5 protein-coding genes are annotated in these 15,082 nt (G+C 55.0%); 3 read left to right on the plus strand and 2 right to left on the minus strand.

The genetic code is table 11. From position 1 onward, the window contains the following. Window positions 1-352 precede the first annotated feature (352 nt). Window positions 353-6,028 carry a phytase gene (locus KR51_RS05270; RefSeq protein WP_022605604.1) on the plus strand — a complete coding sequence of 1,892 codons (5,676 nt, stop codon included), beginning with the start codon at window positions 353-355 and terminating at the stop codon, window positions 6,026-6,028. A gap of 457 nt (window positions 6,029-6,485) precedes the next feature. On the opposite strand, the gene gap is transcribed toward KR51_RS05270, so the two are convergent. Both gap and KR51_RS05280 read right to left on the minus strand, forming a co-directional pair. Next, the gene (gap, locus tag KR51_RS05275; protein ID WP_022605605.1) at window positions 6,486-7,508 is read right to left on the minus strand and encodes a type I glyceraldehyde-3-phosphate dehydrogenase; all 1,023 of its coding nucleotides are present in this window, start codon (window positions 7,506-7,508) and stop codon (window positions 6,486-6,488) included. Window positions 7,509-7,618: 110 nt separating this feature from the next. Beyond that, complete coding sequence (locus KR51_RS05280) at window positions 7,619-10,144, minus strand: glycogen/starch/alpha-glucan phosphorylase (protein WP_022605606.1); 2,526 nt, start codon at window positions 10,142-10,144, stop codon at window positions 7,619-7,621. A gap of 1,041 nt (window positions 10,145-11,185) precedes the next feature. Between KR51_RS05280 and KR51_RS20885 the strand changes: the two genes are divergently transcribed. After that, window positions 11,186-11,320 carry a hypothetical protein gene (locus tag KR51_RS20885; protein ID WP_269634879.1) on the plus strand — a complete coding sequence of 45 codons (135 nt, stop codon included), beginning with the start codon at window positions 11,186-11,188 and terminating at the stop codon, window positions 11,318-11,320. A 954-nt stretch (window positions 11,321-12,274) separates the two neighbouring features. After that, window positions 12,275-14,893, plus strand: a complete 2,619-nt coding sequence (gene clpB, locus KR51_RS05285; RefSeq protein WP_022605608.1) for an ATP-dependent chaperone ClpB — start codon at window positions 12,275-12,277, stop codon at window positions 14,891-14,893. Window positions 14,894-15,082: the final 189 nt, after the last annotated feature.

The raw sequence follows: 15,082 nt of genomic DNA on the forward strand, positions 1-15,082 counted from the left end.
CGGGATCCGAACGCCCAAGGTCAGTCCGATCGCCTCCGACTGCATCGTACCCTCACCGCCGGAACAAAGTCGACCTAAAGTGTCAAGCACCTCATGGCATTGCTGACGGTACGATGCGACCGAACCGATACTATTACCTGGCAAAAACACGCGCCTTTTGTGAATTGAAATACCATGCACAATCGCCGCATCAACTAACACCAATGTCTTCGATCGCAACCCTAAGCTTTACGCATTCATAATCACAGCTTAACCCGAGCGAACCGATGCCTTAATGTAGCCGTGATAATTTGCCTGATGGTCGCAACGCGATCGCGATCGGACAGCAAATGAGGGAACGGCTATCGTGACTATGCGCTTTGCTAGCTTTAATGCTTCTCTTAACCGTGGCAACGAGGGCGATTTAATCGCAGAACTATCGACACCGGATAGCGCTCAGCCCCAAGTCATTGCCGAGATCGTTCAGCGCACCAATCCCGACGTGGTGCTAATAAATGAATTCGATTTCGATGCTGATGGAACAGCGGCCGAACTCTTCCGGGAAAATTACCTCGAAGTCGCCCAAAGCGCAGATGTCAGTGCATCCGAGTACCCTTTCATCTACGTTGCGCCTTCGAATACCGGCGTCCCTTCAGGGTTCGATTTAGATAACAGCGGCGACGTTGGCGGTCCCGGAGATGCCTTTGGTTTTGGCTTCTTTCCCGGTCAATTTGGGATGGTGCTTTACTCCAAACATCCGATTATCGAGGACGAAATCCGGACTTTTCAAAACTTTCGCTGGCAGGATATGCCGGGTGCTTTACTGCCGGACGATCCCAACACGTCCGCGCCGGCTGATTGGTATTCTCCTGAAGAATTGGAGATCTTCCGACTGTCGTCGAAAAGCCACTGGGATATCCCCATCGAAATCGGCAACGGCGACGTCATTCACGTTCTCGCCAGCCACCCGACCCCACCAGTTTTTGACGGTCCTGAAGACCGCAATGGAACGCGCAATCACGACGAAATTCGCTTTTGGTCCGACTACATTACTCCCGGTGCCGGCCAGTACATATACGACGACGAGGGCGGCACGGGTGGTCTCGGTGCAGGCAAGCAGTTCGTCATTATGGGCGACCTAAATGCCGACCCATTTGACGGCGACAGCACTGCGAACGCGGCGCGCCAGCTCACCGAAAACCCGCTGTTGAACAACACCGCGATCCCTTCGAGCACAGGCGGACCGGAGGCAGCAGACCGCCAGGGTCTCAATAACCTCAACCACGCAGGCAATCCCGCATTTGACACTGCCGACTTTGCCGAAGAAAACTTCGGCGGACCGGGCAATTTGCGCGTCGACTACACCCTGCCCTCCCGCAATTTGGAAATTAAAGCAGCCGGGGTCTTTTGGCCGACCGATGAGGAGCCGCAGTTCTCTCTAGTGGGCGACTTTCCCTTCCCCAGCTCCGATCATCGCTTGGTTTACGTGGATGTTGATCCGCTGGACGTACCAACCGGGCAGGAGCGCGTGTTCGCTACTGCACTGGAATTCCTCGGCGAAGACCAAATTGCAACCGGTACTGAGTTCGCAGGCACGGTCATCGGTGGACTGTCAGGCATCACCTACGACGCCGAGAACGACGTTTACTACGCTATCTCCGACGATCGCAGTCAGTTCAACCCCGCTCGCTACTACGACCTAAGCATCGATCTGGGCGACGGCTCGCTCGACCCCGGCGACTCCACGGTAACCGAGGTAACGACGCTGCTCGGTCCCGACCTGCAGCCGTTCCCAGAATCCAGCCTCGACCCGGAAGGGATTGCACTGACTGAAATCGGCTCGCTGTTCATTTCCTCGGAAGGCGACGCCAATGCGCTCATCGATCCGTTCGTCAACGAGTTTGCCCTCGACGGCCGGCAACTGAACGAACTGCCTGTTTCCGATAAGTTCCTACCTACAGCGGACCAAAGCTCGGGCATCCGCAACAATGCAGCCTTTGAAAGCCTGACAATCTCTCCGGACCAGCGCTTCCTCTACACTGCAACCGAGGATGCCCTCTTCCAAGACGGTCCGCGGGCATCCCTAGATCGCGAGGGCTTCTCGCGCATCGTCCAGTACGACCTGGAGACGGGCGAGGTCCTTAAGGAAATCATCTACGAACTCGAGCCGATCGCCGCACCCCCCATTCCGGAAGACGCTTTCGCCGTCAACGGTTTGGTCGAGTTGTTGGCGGTAGACAATGCTGGCACGCTGCTAGCGCTGGAGCGATCGTTCTCTGCTGGCGTAGGCAATAGTATCCGTCTCTACGAAATCCAGCTCCAGAACACCACCGATGTCAGGGGTATTGATGGCATTGCAGACGAAACCGGCGCCCCGTTCGACGTGGACGCGATCGCCGAAAAGCGTCTCCTCGCCGACTTTGGCGGTCTTGAGATCGTCCAAGACAACATCGAGGGCATGACGCTCGGTCCGGTGCTGCCGGACGGTCGCCAAAGTCTGATTATCGTCAGCGACAATAACTTCAACGACACGCAGGTCACGCAGGTACTGGCATTCGCGATCGAAACCAAGACCGTGCCGGTTGTGGAGCCGACCCTGGAAACACCACCGTTGCTCCGTTTTGAAAACCCTGCCGACCCGCAGGAAGAGCTGTTTGACGCCGACGACCCGGCAATTTATATCCACCCGACCGACCCGGACGCGAGCTTCGTCATCACCGCGCTCAAGAACGGCGGCTTTGCCGTGTATGACCTCACCGGTCAAGAACTCCAGCTCGTGGCGCCGGACAACATCCGCTACAACAACGTCGATCTGGTCTACAACTTCGAGTTGGGCAGCGAGACGGTCGATCTAGCAGTGTTCTCCGATCGCCGCAATGACAGCCTCGAGGTGTACCGAATCGACCCAGCAACCGGTCAGCTGAACGACGTGACGGCAGCTCCGCTGCTCAACCCGGCGTTTTCGATCTTCGGCGTCGACGATGGCGAAGCCACTGCTTACGGCTTGGTAACTTACACCAGTCCGGTTTCCGGCACCGACTACGCCTTCACAACCCAAGCGGACGGCAATCTCGTTGCCCAACTCGAACTCGTTGCCACTTCCGGCGGTTTGGTCGATGCCCGCGTCGTGTGCACCCTGGAACTGCCCGTTCCCACAGGCGACCCAGAAGATTCGCAATCGGAAGGATTGGTCATCGATCGCGAGACGGGCACGGGCTATGTTGCGCTTGAAGAGGAAGTCGGTATCCTCAAGTTTGCAGCCGAGCCCAATGGCGGCGATGACTTTACACTGGTACAGCCGATTAGCAGCAGCCGCGACCTTACCCAAGTCGACTCCAGCTTCGTCCAGACTGACACCTCGCCAGTGGTCCCTGACATTGAAGGACTGACCATTTACTACGGCGAGGATGGCGAAGGCTACTTGATTGCTTCCAGCCAAGGCGACAACACCTACTCGGTGTTCGCTCGCGAGGAGCCGAATGAGTTCTTAGGCAGTTTCGCGATCGGCGAAAACAATGGCGTTGACGGCGTTCAGGAAAGCGACGGTCTCGACATTATTAACGTGCCGATTGGCGGCTTTGAGTCGGGGCTGCTGGTGGTGCAAGATGGCTCTGCGGAACGGCAAGTTGTCTTCCAAGACCCCGAAGACGGCGAGATCCAAAACTTTGCGGCGAATTTCAAGTATGTCAGTCTTGACGAAATTGCCGAAACCCTTAATCTCGATCTCGACCCCGATGGTTTTGACCCGCGCAATCCCCAGGCACAGTCCCTGGTCAACGACATCGCCAGCGGCGATACGACGCAAGACTCGACAGTGCTCTGGGCGCGAAGCACGTTTCTAGGCGAGGTCACCTTTGAGGTGTCGACCGACCCCAGCTTCGGCACGATCCTGGAAACCGTAACGGCGACGGTGACGGACGCGAGCCTCCCGGTCAAAGTCGAGATCGACGACCTCAACCCCGGCACCCAATACGTTTACCGCGTCACCGATGCAGCAGGTGCTGCGGCAACCGGGCGCTTCCGCACCTCCGATGAGTTGGGCACCTTCGACGGTTTGCGCTTCGGCGTCACCGGCGACTGGCGCGGTGAAATCGCCCCCTACCCAGCCATTGCCAACGCACCGGGTCGCAATCTTGAGTTTTTCGTCGAGCACGGCGACACGATTTACGCCGACTTCGGCTCGCCGGCACTGCTGAATCCCGACGGCACGCGCAAGCAGCAAGCTGAAACCCTCGAGGATTACCGCGCCAAGTACGTTGAGGTTTATGGCTCGCGCTTCGGGCTCAATGCTTGGGGCGACCTGCGGTCATCAACCTCGATTTTAGCCACCATCGACGACCACGAAGTCATCAACGATTTCGCCGGCGGCGCGACGGCCGACACCGACGATCGCTTCCCGGAAACCGCAGGACTCATCAACGACACGCAACTCTACGAGAACGGACTGCAAGCGTTCCAAGAGTACAAACCGCTCCGCGACGAGTTCTATGGCGAGACCGGTGAGGAGCTGACGGCTAACGAGCGTCAGTTATACCGGTTCAATACCTACGGCAGCGATGCAGCAACCTTCGTGCTCGACAACCGCTCCTTCCGCGACCCGGTTTTGGCAGGCCCGAACTTGACCGACCCCGCAGACGTCGGGCGCTTCCTGACCGAGTCGCTGACGTTAGATCGCACGATGCTGGATGAGGTGCAGCTCGAGGACTTGCTGGATGATTTGCTGCAAGCCGAGCAGAACGGCATCACTTGGAAGTTCGTAATGGTGCCCGAGCCGATCCAGGAGCTAGGCCTGTTCAATGCCGATGCCTTTGAGGGTTACGCTCAAGAGCGCACGGAGATCCTCAGCTTCATTGAGGACAACAACATCAATAACGTGGTGTTTGTGGCAGCAGATATTCACGGCACCTTCATCAACAACCTGACCTACCAGGAGGTTCCGGGTGGCGAGCGAATTCCCACCGGGGCGTTCGAGATCACTACGGGGTCGGTAGGCTTCAACGAGCCATTCGGACAATCAGCTATCCAAGTTGCCGCCGAGCTGGGGCTGATTTCGGAGGAGGAATTGGCATTCTACAACTCCCTCCCGATCGCGCCTGACCCCGACAATATCCCCGACGATCGCGACGATTTCCTCGTCCAAGCACTGACGGACCTAGCGATTGAGCCGTTCGGCTTTGACCCCATCGGGCTGGAGGAAAACCTTCCAGGTGCCGAGGGCCGCATTGATGCCACCCTCCTGCAAGGGGGCTACACGGCTGCGCACACTTTCGGCTGGAGCGAGTTCGATATCGATCCAGTAACGCAGGTGCTAACCGTGACCACCTATGGCATCGAGTCGTACTCAGAAGCCGAGCTGCTCGCGGATCCGGAGGCAATCCTTGCGCGGACGCCGCAGGTTGTCAGTCAGTTCGAAGTCGTTCCCCAAAACTTCGACCTGCCCTTAGTCGGACCGATGCCTGCCTTCGGCACGATAGGTCCGGATCGGCTGGATTCCGCCATCGGCGATTTCAACCAAAGTAATGCAGCGGTCTTTGGTGGTTCGGGCAACGACCTCATCGATAACACCACCGGCGGCAACAGTCGGATCTACGGAGGTTCTGGAGTCAACGAAATCTTAGGAGGTACGGGCGATCGCATCGTCAGCGGCAGCGGTCCAGACACAATCGACACGACAGCCGGCGGGGGCGGGAACCGCATCTATAGCTTGGCGGGCAACGATATCATCTTCCTCGGCAGCGGCGATCGCGCGATCGCGGGTGCGGACGACGACCAAATCTTCACGATCGGCGGCGGCAACACCTTAACCGGCAGCCAGGGTTCCGACTTATTCGGGGTAGTCAATGCCCAGTTGCCGGAAGAGGAGAACACCATTACCGACTTCGAGGTCGGCATCGACACGATCGGCATCGCGGGCGTTGGGGCTTCCTTCGCAGATTTGACGATTGGCGGCGAGACTGACGGGACAATCGCGCTGAACGGTACGCCTCTGGCAACCTTGCTGGGCGTCCCGGGCAGTAGCTTGTCGGCAGGAGACTTTACGTTCGAATAAGGAAGAACGATTCGGTATCTAGGCGCTGCGATCGCGCTGCTGGGGACACTGCGTTCGAACGCAGTCATTGGGTGGGATCTCCAGCCCGAAAGCGTGCGGTGGAGAAAAGGAGCAGCGGCGATCGCGCCGAAACACAACGGGGTAACCAACCCTTAACTTTCATCGGGTATCCCAACTAGGCAGGAGAGATTATCCACTGCTGACCGCTGCTGCTCTTCCAGCTCCGCAATCGAAATTGGGCTTCGCCGAGCGATCGTTCGCAATCGATGAGCAGCTAATATCACGCTGCCTGGCATTCATCTTCCCTTAGGCGATCGGTGCCAGTATCGGCGCTAGCTCTCGTTCTTCGGAATTCCAGCGACGGCGACTCAATGAGGCAGTTACACGATCCTCAGACAGCATATTGCGAGGAACCGTTCAACATTATGGAACGACATTCGGGAGCGCTCTTGTGACTTTATAGAAGTCCTTCCTTTTTAGCCATGTACAGCACTAGATCGATGACTCGGTTAGAGTAGCCCCACTCGTTGTCGTACCAAGACACGACCTTGAAAAAGTTGGAGTTCAGACCGATACCAGCCTTGGCATCAAAGATGCTAGAGCGGGGGTCGGTACGAAAATCCATAGACACTAGCGGCTTGTCGGTGTAGCCGAGAATGTCCTTCAGCTCTCCCTCAGAGGCAGCTTTCATGACCGCACAGATGTCGTCGTACGTGGTCGGCTTGCTCGTCGCGATCGTGAGATCGACCACCGAGACATCAGGAGTCCCAACCCGGAACGCCATGCCCGTCAGCTTTCCTTTCAACTCGGGTAACACCAAGGCAACTGCCTTAGCAGCTCCAGTCGAGGAAGGAATGATGTTCTGGCTGGCGCCCCGTCCGCCGCGCCAGTCTTTTTTACTAGGACCATCAACCGTAGGTTGGGTGACGGTCATGGAGTGAACGGTCGTCATCAAGCCTTCCGCAATCCCGAAGTTGTCATTCAAGACCTTGGCGACGGGAGCCAAGCAATTGGTCGTACAACTTGCATTCGAAACGATCGCGTCAGTTGCCGGATCGAACTGCTGATGGTTTACGCCAACCACCAGGGTTCGCACCCGATCGGGGTCTTTGGTCGGAGCCGAAATCACAACGCGCTTGGCACCCGCATGCAAGTGATTTCCAGCTCCCTCTGCAGTGGTAAACAACCCCGTGGCTTCAACCACGTAATCGGCTCCAAGCTTACCCCACGGCAACTCTGCCGGGTTTTTGATCGACATGCAAGGAACAAAGCAATCGTCGATGATGAAGCCACCGTCTTTTGATTCGACCGTACCCGCATAGCGGCCGTGGGTGGAGTCATACTCGAACAGGTATGCCAGATGATCGGCGGCGACTAAATCGTTTACGCCTACGAGCTCCACTTCGGGATGCTGCATCGCTACGCGAGCCACTAATCGCCCGATTCGACCGAATCCGTTGATGCCAACTTTAAGTCCCATTGGTTGCCCCTTAACTAGAGAGATAGGTAGAACGAAGCTCGGCGTGTCATCAGCCAGCACTTGTGGCTGACCGGGGAGAGGATTCTAGCATCCTAGCTGATGACAAAAGCCTAGAGACTGAGCTTGACGTCGCCGTTCGATTGACTGTACTCGGGGACGTCAATCTTGACGGCTGGAGCCTTCCAAATTTGACTCAGATAGTCGCGGATGGAGCGATCGCTGGAGAAATGACCCATGCGAGCCGCGTTCAGAATCGACATGCGCGTCCAGTTATCGCGATCGCGGAACGCACCATCGACGCGTTCTTGACACTCAACGTAGGATTGATAATCTGCCAGCACCATAAAGATGTCTTGGTATAGCAACGAATCCAGCAAGGGCTTAAACAACTCGGTATCGCCGTGGGAGAAGAACCCGGATGCAATGCGATCGAGCACTCCCTTTAGTTCGTCGTTGCCGTGGTAGTAATCCCAGGGGTTGTAGCCTTCCGCTTTCTTAGCTAGAACTTCCTCGGCGGTCATGCCAAACAGGAAGAAGTTCTCAGCTCCCACTGCCTCGCGAATTTCAACGTTTGCTCCGTCTAGCGTCCCGATCGTCAGGGCGCCGTTCATTGAGAACTTCATGTTGCCCGTTCCCGAAGCCTCCTTACCAGCCGTGGAGATCTGTTCGGAGAGGTTGGCAGCAGGATAAACCCGTTGAGCGAACTTGACGTTGTAATCCGTCAAGAAAACGACCTTGATGCGATCGCCCACGTCAGGATCGCTGTTGGTGACATCCGCGATCGAGTTGATGAGCTTGACAATCAATTTAGCCATGTAGTAGCCCGGAGCTGCTTTGCCACCAAACAAGAAGGTGCGCGGGGCAATATCGAGGCTGGGATTGGCTTTGAGGCGGTTGTACAGCGTGATGATATAGAGGGCGTTCAGATGCTGCCGCTTGTATTCGTGGATGCGCTTGGCTTGAATGTCGTAGATGGACTCCGGGTTGATTTCAACTCCGTGGTTTGCCCGTACGTAATCTGCCAAGTCTTGCTTCACCGCTTGTTTGACTTGGTAAAAATCGTTACGGAAACCAGCATCATCTACCAAGCTTTCCAACTTCCGCAGTTCGCCCAAGTTTTTCAGCCAACCATCTCCAATTTTGCTGGTAATTAGGCTGGTCAGTCGGGGGTTGCTCAACGCTATAAACCGGCGGGGAGTGACGCCGTTGGTCACGTTGACGAACTTCTCCGGGTACATCTCGTAGAAGTCGTGGAGGACCGTTTGCTTGAGCAGTCTGGAGTGCAGTTCGGCAACGCCATTGATTGCATAGCTGCCGACGCATGCCAGGTGCGCCATGCGTACGTAACGCTCGCCGCTTTCATCGATGATGGACATCCGAGCAATGCGATCGGGATCTTCGAAGAACTTGATGCGTACTTCATCCAGAAATCGGCTATTGATTTCATAGATGAGTTCCAAATGACGGGGAAGTAACCCCCCCAACATGGCTACGCTCCAGCGCTCCAACGCTTCCGGTAACAGCGTGTGATTGGTGTAAGCGAATGTCTTAGTCGTGATGTCCCAAGCCCGATCCCAGTCGAAGCCATGCTCGTCGAGTAGCAGCCGCATTAATTCTGCAATTGCGATCGTTGGGTGGGTATCGTTAAGCTGAATTGCAAAATGCTCGTGGAACCGCTCCAGAGCAACCCCCTGCATTTTCGCCAAGCGAATCATGTCCTGCAGCGAGCAGGAAACAAAAAAGTACTGCTGCTCCAGCCTTAGCTGCTTGCCTTGGTAGGTTTCGTCGTTCGGGTAGAGGACTTTCGTGATGTTTTCAGACTCGCTCTTTTGGTGAACCGCACCAAAATAATCCCCTTGATTGAAAACAGCAAAATCAAACGACTCTGGAGCCTCTGCTTTCCACAAGCGCAGGGTGTTCGCCGTGTTGGTTTTAAACCCGAGGATAGGTGTGTCGTAAGGAACCCCTTTAACCACCTTGTAGGGCACCCATTGCACTCGATAAACACCGTACTCGTCGATGAAGGTCTCGGTGTGCCCGCCAAACTTAACCATCAACTCCGACTCGGGACGGACAACTTCCCAAGGATTTCCGTAGCGCAACCATCGGTCTGTAACTTCGACCTGCCAGCCGTCTTTGATTTCTTGATCGAAAATTCCATACTCGTACCGAATGCCATAGGCAACCGATGGAATTTCCAAGGTTGCCAGCGAGTCAATGTAACAAGCCGCCAAGCGGCCCAGACCGCCATTGCCCAAGCCGGGCTCTTCCTCTTGTTCTAGGAGTTCGTTGAGATCCAGACCTAGCTCTGCGATCGCTTGCTTGACGGGCTCGTATAGCCCCAAATCGATCAAATTGTTGCCGAGGTGAGGGCCCATCAGAAACTCAGCAGAAAGATAAGCAACTATCCGCGGGGCCCTCTCTAAATAGGTTTGATTCGTATGAAGCCAGCGATTGAGCAGGCGATCGCGGACCGTGTACGCCAATGCCATGTAATAGTCATTTTTAGTCGAAACTTTCGGAAACTTCGCCTGAATATAGAAGAGATTATCCAGAAATGCGCGCTTCAGAGTGTCGATATCGATGCCAGTGCGATCGTCTTCAATCCGAGGCTTATTGGGAAGAATGCCAGTCATAGATCCAGGTACTCCTAAACTTCATTGCTATTCGAGTTAATACAAACAAAGGCAACAAACAACAGAGGCGACGAACAATTTCGAAAACCGCGAAGAGACCTACAAGAAATAAATTGGCAAACGTACGAACTCCTGTACTGCAACCAAGCTGCCCATAACTGCAACGCGACGAACAGCTCGAGCAAGCTCGACTTCAATTTACACATTTCGAAGTCCGTAAATGCTTATCATTAAAAAATTGAGGGGTGGAAAACGCCGAACAGGATAGGTTACTTTCGGCGCTGAATTCACTCTCGGGCATCCGATACGCTTAAGCCACTCGCATGCTCGCTGCGCGTCCCAAGTGCCATCCCTTGCAACCTATCAGCGGAACTACGGAGACTTCAATTTCTCTAAGGATCTTTTAAGCTTTCAATGAGATTTCTATGTGCAGTCTCGCATTCGTATCGATTGAGAGTAACTTCTCCCTAAACCTCATCTCGTTCGTGAGTATCTGTCGATGCCCCGATCTTTTTAGGATTGATTGTAGAGAGCATTTTCTCAAAAGAGCGATCGGTGGAATTGTTGGTGAGTCTGTCCGACCGTGGGACAACCACAACTCGGGTGTCCCGAGAACTCGCTTCAGGAGGAATTGGAAAAATGCATCAACGATCTAGATTGCGTTCGGCAAACATGCAGCATGAACTTATTTCTGTGCGAGTCGCTCTATCAGTATTAATGGAATCGCCAACCATTGCATTGCCGATAGAAATCTTCTATATTGACGCATTTCAAATCGCAATTCTTTACCAGATCCCTCGCACCTCATGCATGGTTGCTTAGTTCTGTACTGTTGTGGTTAGCGCTTTACGAAGCTGGCTAGCCGAACAGCCTTGCTAGCAAGCGACGTTGACCTCGTCAGCTTGAATGGCCAAACAAACGTTGTTTCGCAAGCAAATTAAGTCTGTATAGCCGACTCCGAAAGTCGCGAGTGACCGAACGATCTATTCACTCATGTAGCTCTAGGTTCGTCGCCGCCGAGCGCGCGCGGTTCTGGTAGCAATGGTCTATACATCGAGAGGTCGTGCTGATGCCCTTGTCGAGCTAGAGCAGTCTGCCGCGATCGTAGCTGGATGTTGCTTGCAAATCGAGCTGCCATCCCTGTCGCGCATGCTCGATCGCCTGGAAAGCGCCTAGCTCATGTGACGAGAACGAAACGCTCGCGATGCCAGCAATTTTTGGCTATACCCGACCTAAGCCAATCGCGATGCGGCATCTATCCGAAAAAATGCGCTTTTCCGAACTATACAATTAAGCTGCCGACGCGAGTCACCGCCATCTTCCGAAAATTAACGGGATTGAAGTAGGACAAGAGCATACTTTCGTTCGCCCCGACCGAATGAAGGGGTTTAGCGTTCGGGAGTGTTTGAAATCAGCTCTTGGTTCTCAACAAACCACGAGCGAATTTTGCTTATTGCGAAAATAAGCCGAGATTCCGAGCATGCCTTTGCACTAGCCTGATGTGGCAAGCATATGAAAGATCGTTCGTAATACTTGTGTATTCTTAGAGTCACTTGGAGCGCGCGATCGCTTGTATTCGTATAGCTCTAAGTAGTTAGACACCCTAGAATCGTCTGCACCGCAAGGGTCTACAAGGATATCCTAACGGACCCTTGACTAGGTATGTCGTTACGGTACCGTTACAGAACGCCACTGCGGACTGACATGATCGCAATCACGGCGATACAGGATAAGACTAGCAAGAGCATCAAACTAACCGATTCGCCGAGATGCTTGGGTTGGGAGGTTTTCACGGCAGCTTCCTCTGAGTTTTGTCTATGAGGAAACGGTATCAAGCTTACTGCTCGGGACGTTAATAATGGACACACTTCTTCATTTAGCGTTAATTTCCCTAATCATGGCTCCTGTAATTGCTCATGCTGGGCGCTGGCCAACAGCTCTGGCTTGCGGGTGGGCGATCCCGTTACTGCTTGGCGCTAATCAGGGAAAACCCTACTCGGCGGGTATGGTTTCCTGGCCGGGCAGGCGAGCGACAACTTCTTAGAATATTGAATACGAGGAGCAATAAGACGAGCGAGAAGGAACTCCGGCATCACTCAAGCTCGTGAAGGAGTGGAGGTAGCTAACGCAATGCAACCGAATAATCCGAATCAATTTACAGAAAAAGCTTGGGAGGCGATCGCTCGCCTGCCGGATATTGTCAAAGCCAGTCAGCAGCAACGCGTCGAAAGCGAGCATCTCATGCTTGCGTTGCTCGACCAAGAAGGATTGGCAACCAGTATTTTCAACAAAGCCAATATCAGCATTCAGCGCTTGCGCGAGCGGACGAGCGACTTCATCGCACGCCAGCCCAAAATCTCTAGCGGCAACAGTTCGGTCTACATCGGGCAGAGCTTAGACAAATTGCTCGACCGCGCCGACAGCGATCGCAAGCGTATGGGCGACGAGTATATCTCGGTCGAACACTTATTGTTTGGGCTCGCCCAAGACGAGCGATTTGGCAAGAACTTATTTGCCGAATTCGGAGTTGAAGAAGCGGAGTTAAAGGAGATTGTCGAGCGCGTGCGCGGTAGACAGAAGGTAACCGATCAGAACCCCGAAGGGAAGTACGACGCGCTGACGAAATACGGTCGCGATTTAACCCAATCGGCGCGCGATGGCAAGCTCGATCCCGTGATCGGTCGCGATGAAGAAATTCGCCGCACGGTTCAGATTTTGTCGCGACGAACGAAGAACAATCCGGTCTTGATCGGCGAGCCCGGGGTAGGGAAGACCGCCATTGTTGAGGGGTTGGCACAGCGGATCGTGAGCGGCGACGTTCCCGAGTCGCTGCGCGATCGCACCGTGTTTGCTTTAGATATCGGCGCACTGGTGGCCGGGGCGAAATATCGCGGCGAGTTTGAAGAGCGCCTGAAAGCCGTGCTTAAGGAAGTGACGGAAGCAAGCGGCCGCATCGTCATCTTTATCGACGAGATCCACACGGTTGTTGGTGCCGGCGCGACGCAAGGGGCAATGGATGCGGGCAACCTGCTCAAGCCAATGCTGGCACGCGGAGAACTACGCTGCATTGGCGCGACCACGCTGGATGAATACCGCAAGTACATCGAAAAAGATGCCGCTCTCGAACGGCGCTTCCAGGAAGTCTACGTAGACGAACCCTATGTCGAGGATACGATTTCCATTCTGCGGGGCTTGAAAGAGCGCTATGAGGTCCATCACGGTGTCAGAATTGCCGATCGCGCGCTCGTGTCGGCGGCGATGCTCTCTAACCGCTACATTTCCGATCGGTTCTTGCCGGACAAGGCGATCGACTTGATCGACGAGTCGGCGGCGAAGCTCAAGATGGAGATCACCTCTAAGCCGGAAGAACTAGACGAGGTCGATCGCAAAATCCTGCAGCTCGAGATGGAGCGCCTATCGCTGCAAAAAGAAAGCGACCCCGCTTCCGTCGAGCGACTGGAACATATCGAACGCGAGCTCGCTGACTTTAAAGAAGAGCAGTCGCGCCTAAACGCGCAATGGCAGTCGGAGAAGACCATCATCGATCGCATTCAGTCAATCAAAGAGCAGATCGACCGCATCAATTTGGAGATCCAGCAAGCCGAGCGCGACTACGACCTCAACCGGGCGGCAGAACTGCGCTTTGGCAAGCTGATCGAACTCCAAAACCAGAGCCAAGATGCGGAAAGCAAGCTGTCGGAAATGCAGGTGACCGGACACTCGCTGCTCCGCGAGGAAGTCACTGAAGGCGATATCGCCGAAATCGTCGCGAAGTGGACCGGGATTCCCATCAGCAAGCTGATGGCATCGGAGAAAGAAAAACTCTTGAAACTCGAGGACGAGCTGCACGATCGGGTTGTCGGTCAAGACGAAGCGGTGCGCGTGGTTGCCGAGGCCGTGCAGCGATCGCGTGCTGGCTTGGCGGACCCCAACCGCCCGACCGCCAGCTTCATTTTCCTCGGTCCGACCGGTGTCGGTAAGACGGAGCTCGCGAAGGCCTTAGCGGCCAACTTGTTCGATACTGAAAGCGCGCTCGTGCGGATCGACATGTCCGAGTACATGGAGAAGCATACCGTGTCGCGATTGATGGGTGCCCCTCCGGGATACGTCGGCTACGAAGAGGGCGGTCAACTGACCGAAGCGATTCGCCGCCGGCCCTACTCGGTCATCCTCTTTGACGAGATCGAGAAAGCGCATCCGGACGTGTTTAACGTGATGTTGCAGTTGCTCGATGACGGTCGTTTGACCGATTCACAAGGCCGTCTTGTGGACTTCCGCAACACGATTGTTATTATGACCAGCAACATCGGTTCGCAAACCATTCTCGACGTTTCTGGCGATGACTCTAAGTACGAAGAGATGCGATCGCGCGTGATGGTGGCGATGCGCGAGAGCTTCCGTCCGGAGTTCCTCAACCGCATCGACGAGATCGTCATCTTCCACGGTCTGAAGCGCGACGAATTGCAGCGCATTGTCAAGCTGCAAGTCCGGTTGCTCGAAGACCGCCTGAACGAACAGAAGTTGTCGCTGAAGATCTCCGAGACCGCCTATATCTTCCTGACAGAAGTCGGCTACGACCCGGTTTACGGCGCGCGACCGCTCAAGCGGGCGGTGCAGCGCTATCTTGAAACCCCGATCGCGAAAGCGCTGTTGCGCGGCGAGTTTGGGGAAGGCGACACGATTTTTGTCGACGTGGCAGACGAACGCCTGACGTTCAAGCGGCTGCCTGTGGAAATGCTGGCATCATAGAGCGGAGAGAGTCCGGATTTGAGCTGCGGTATCTGCCGCCGTAGTTGCCGGACTCGAACAAATGAATGTTGCTTGGTCGCGAGTAAAAGTCGGATACGGAATGCTGGCAGGAGTTTGAGACGAAGTGGGAGGCACGTTACGGGAGGGACTGTGCTGGAGGCTAGGGAGCCCGTTCTGAGCAAGTTGTCC

The sequence above is a fragment of the Rubidibacter lacunae KORDI 51-2 genome (genome assembly GCF_000473895.1).
Taxonomy (GTDB): domain Bacteria; phylum Cyanobacteriota; class Cyanobacteriia; order Cyanobacteriales; family Rubidibacteraceae; genus Rubidibacter; species Rubidibacter lacunae.

Coding starts and splice junctions, on each gene's coding strand:
- KR51_RS05270 (WP_022605604.1), top strand. CDS start 353: ATGCGCTTTGCTAGCTTTAATGCTTCTCTTAACCGTGGCAACGAGGGC.
- gap (WP_022605605.1), bottom strand. CDS start 7,508: ATGGGACTTAAAGTTGGCATCAACGGATTCGGTCGAATCGGGCGATTA.
- KR51_RS05280 (WP_022605606.1), bottom strand. CDS start 10,144: ATGACTGGCATTCTTCCCAATAAGCCTCGGATTGAAGACGATCGCACT.
- KR51_RS20885 (WP_269634879.1), top strand. CDS start 11,186: ATGGTCTATACATCGAGAGGTCGTGCTGATGCCCTTGTCGAGCTAGAG.
- clpB (WP_022605608.1), top strand. CDS start 12,275: ATGCAACCGAATAATCCGAATCAATTTACAGAAAAAGCTTGGGAGGCG.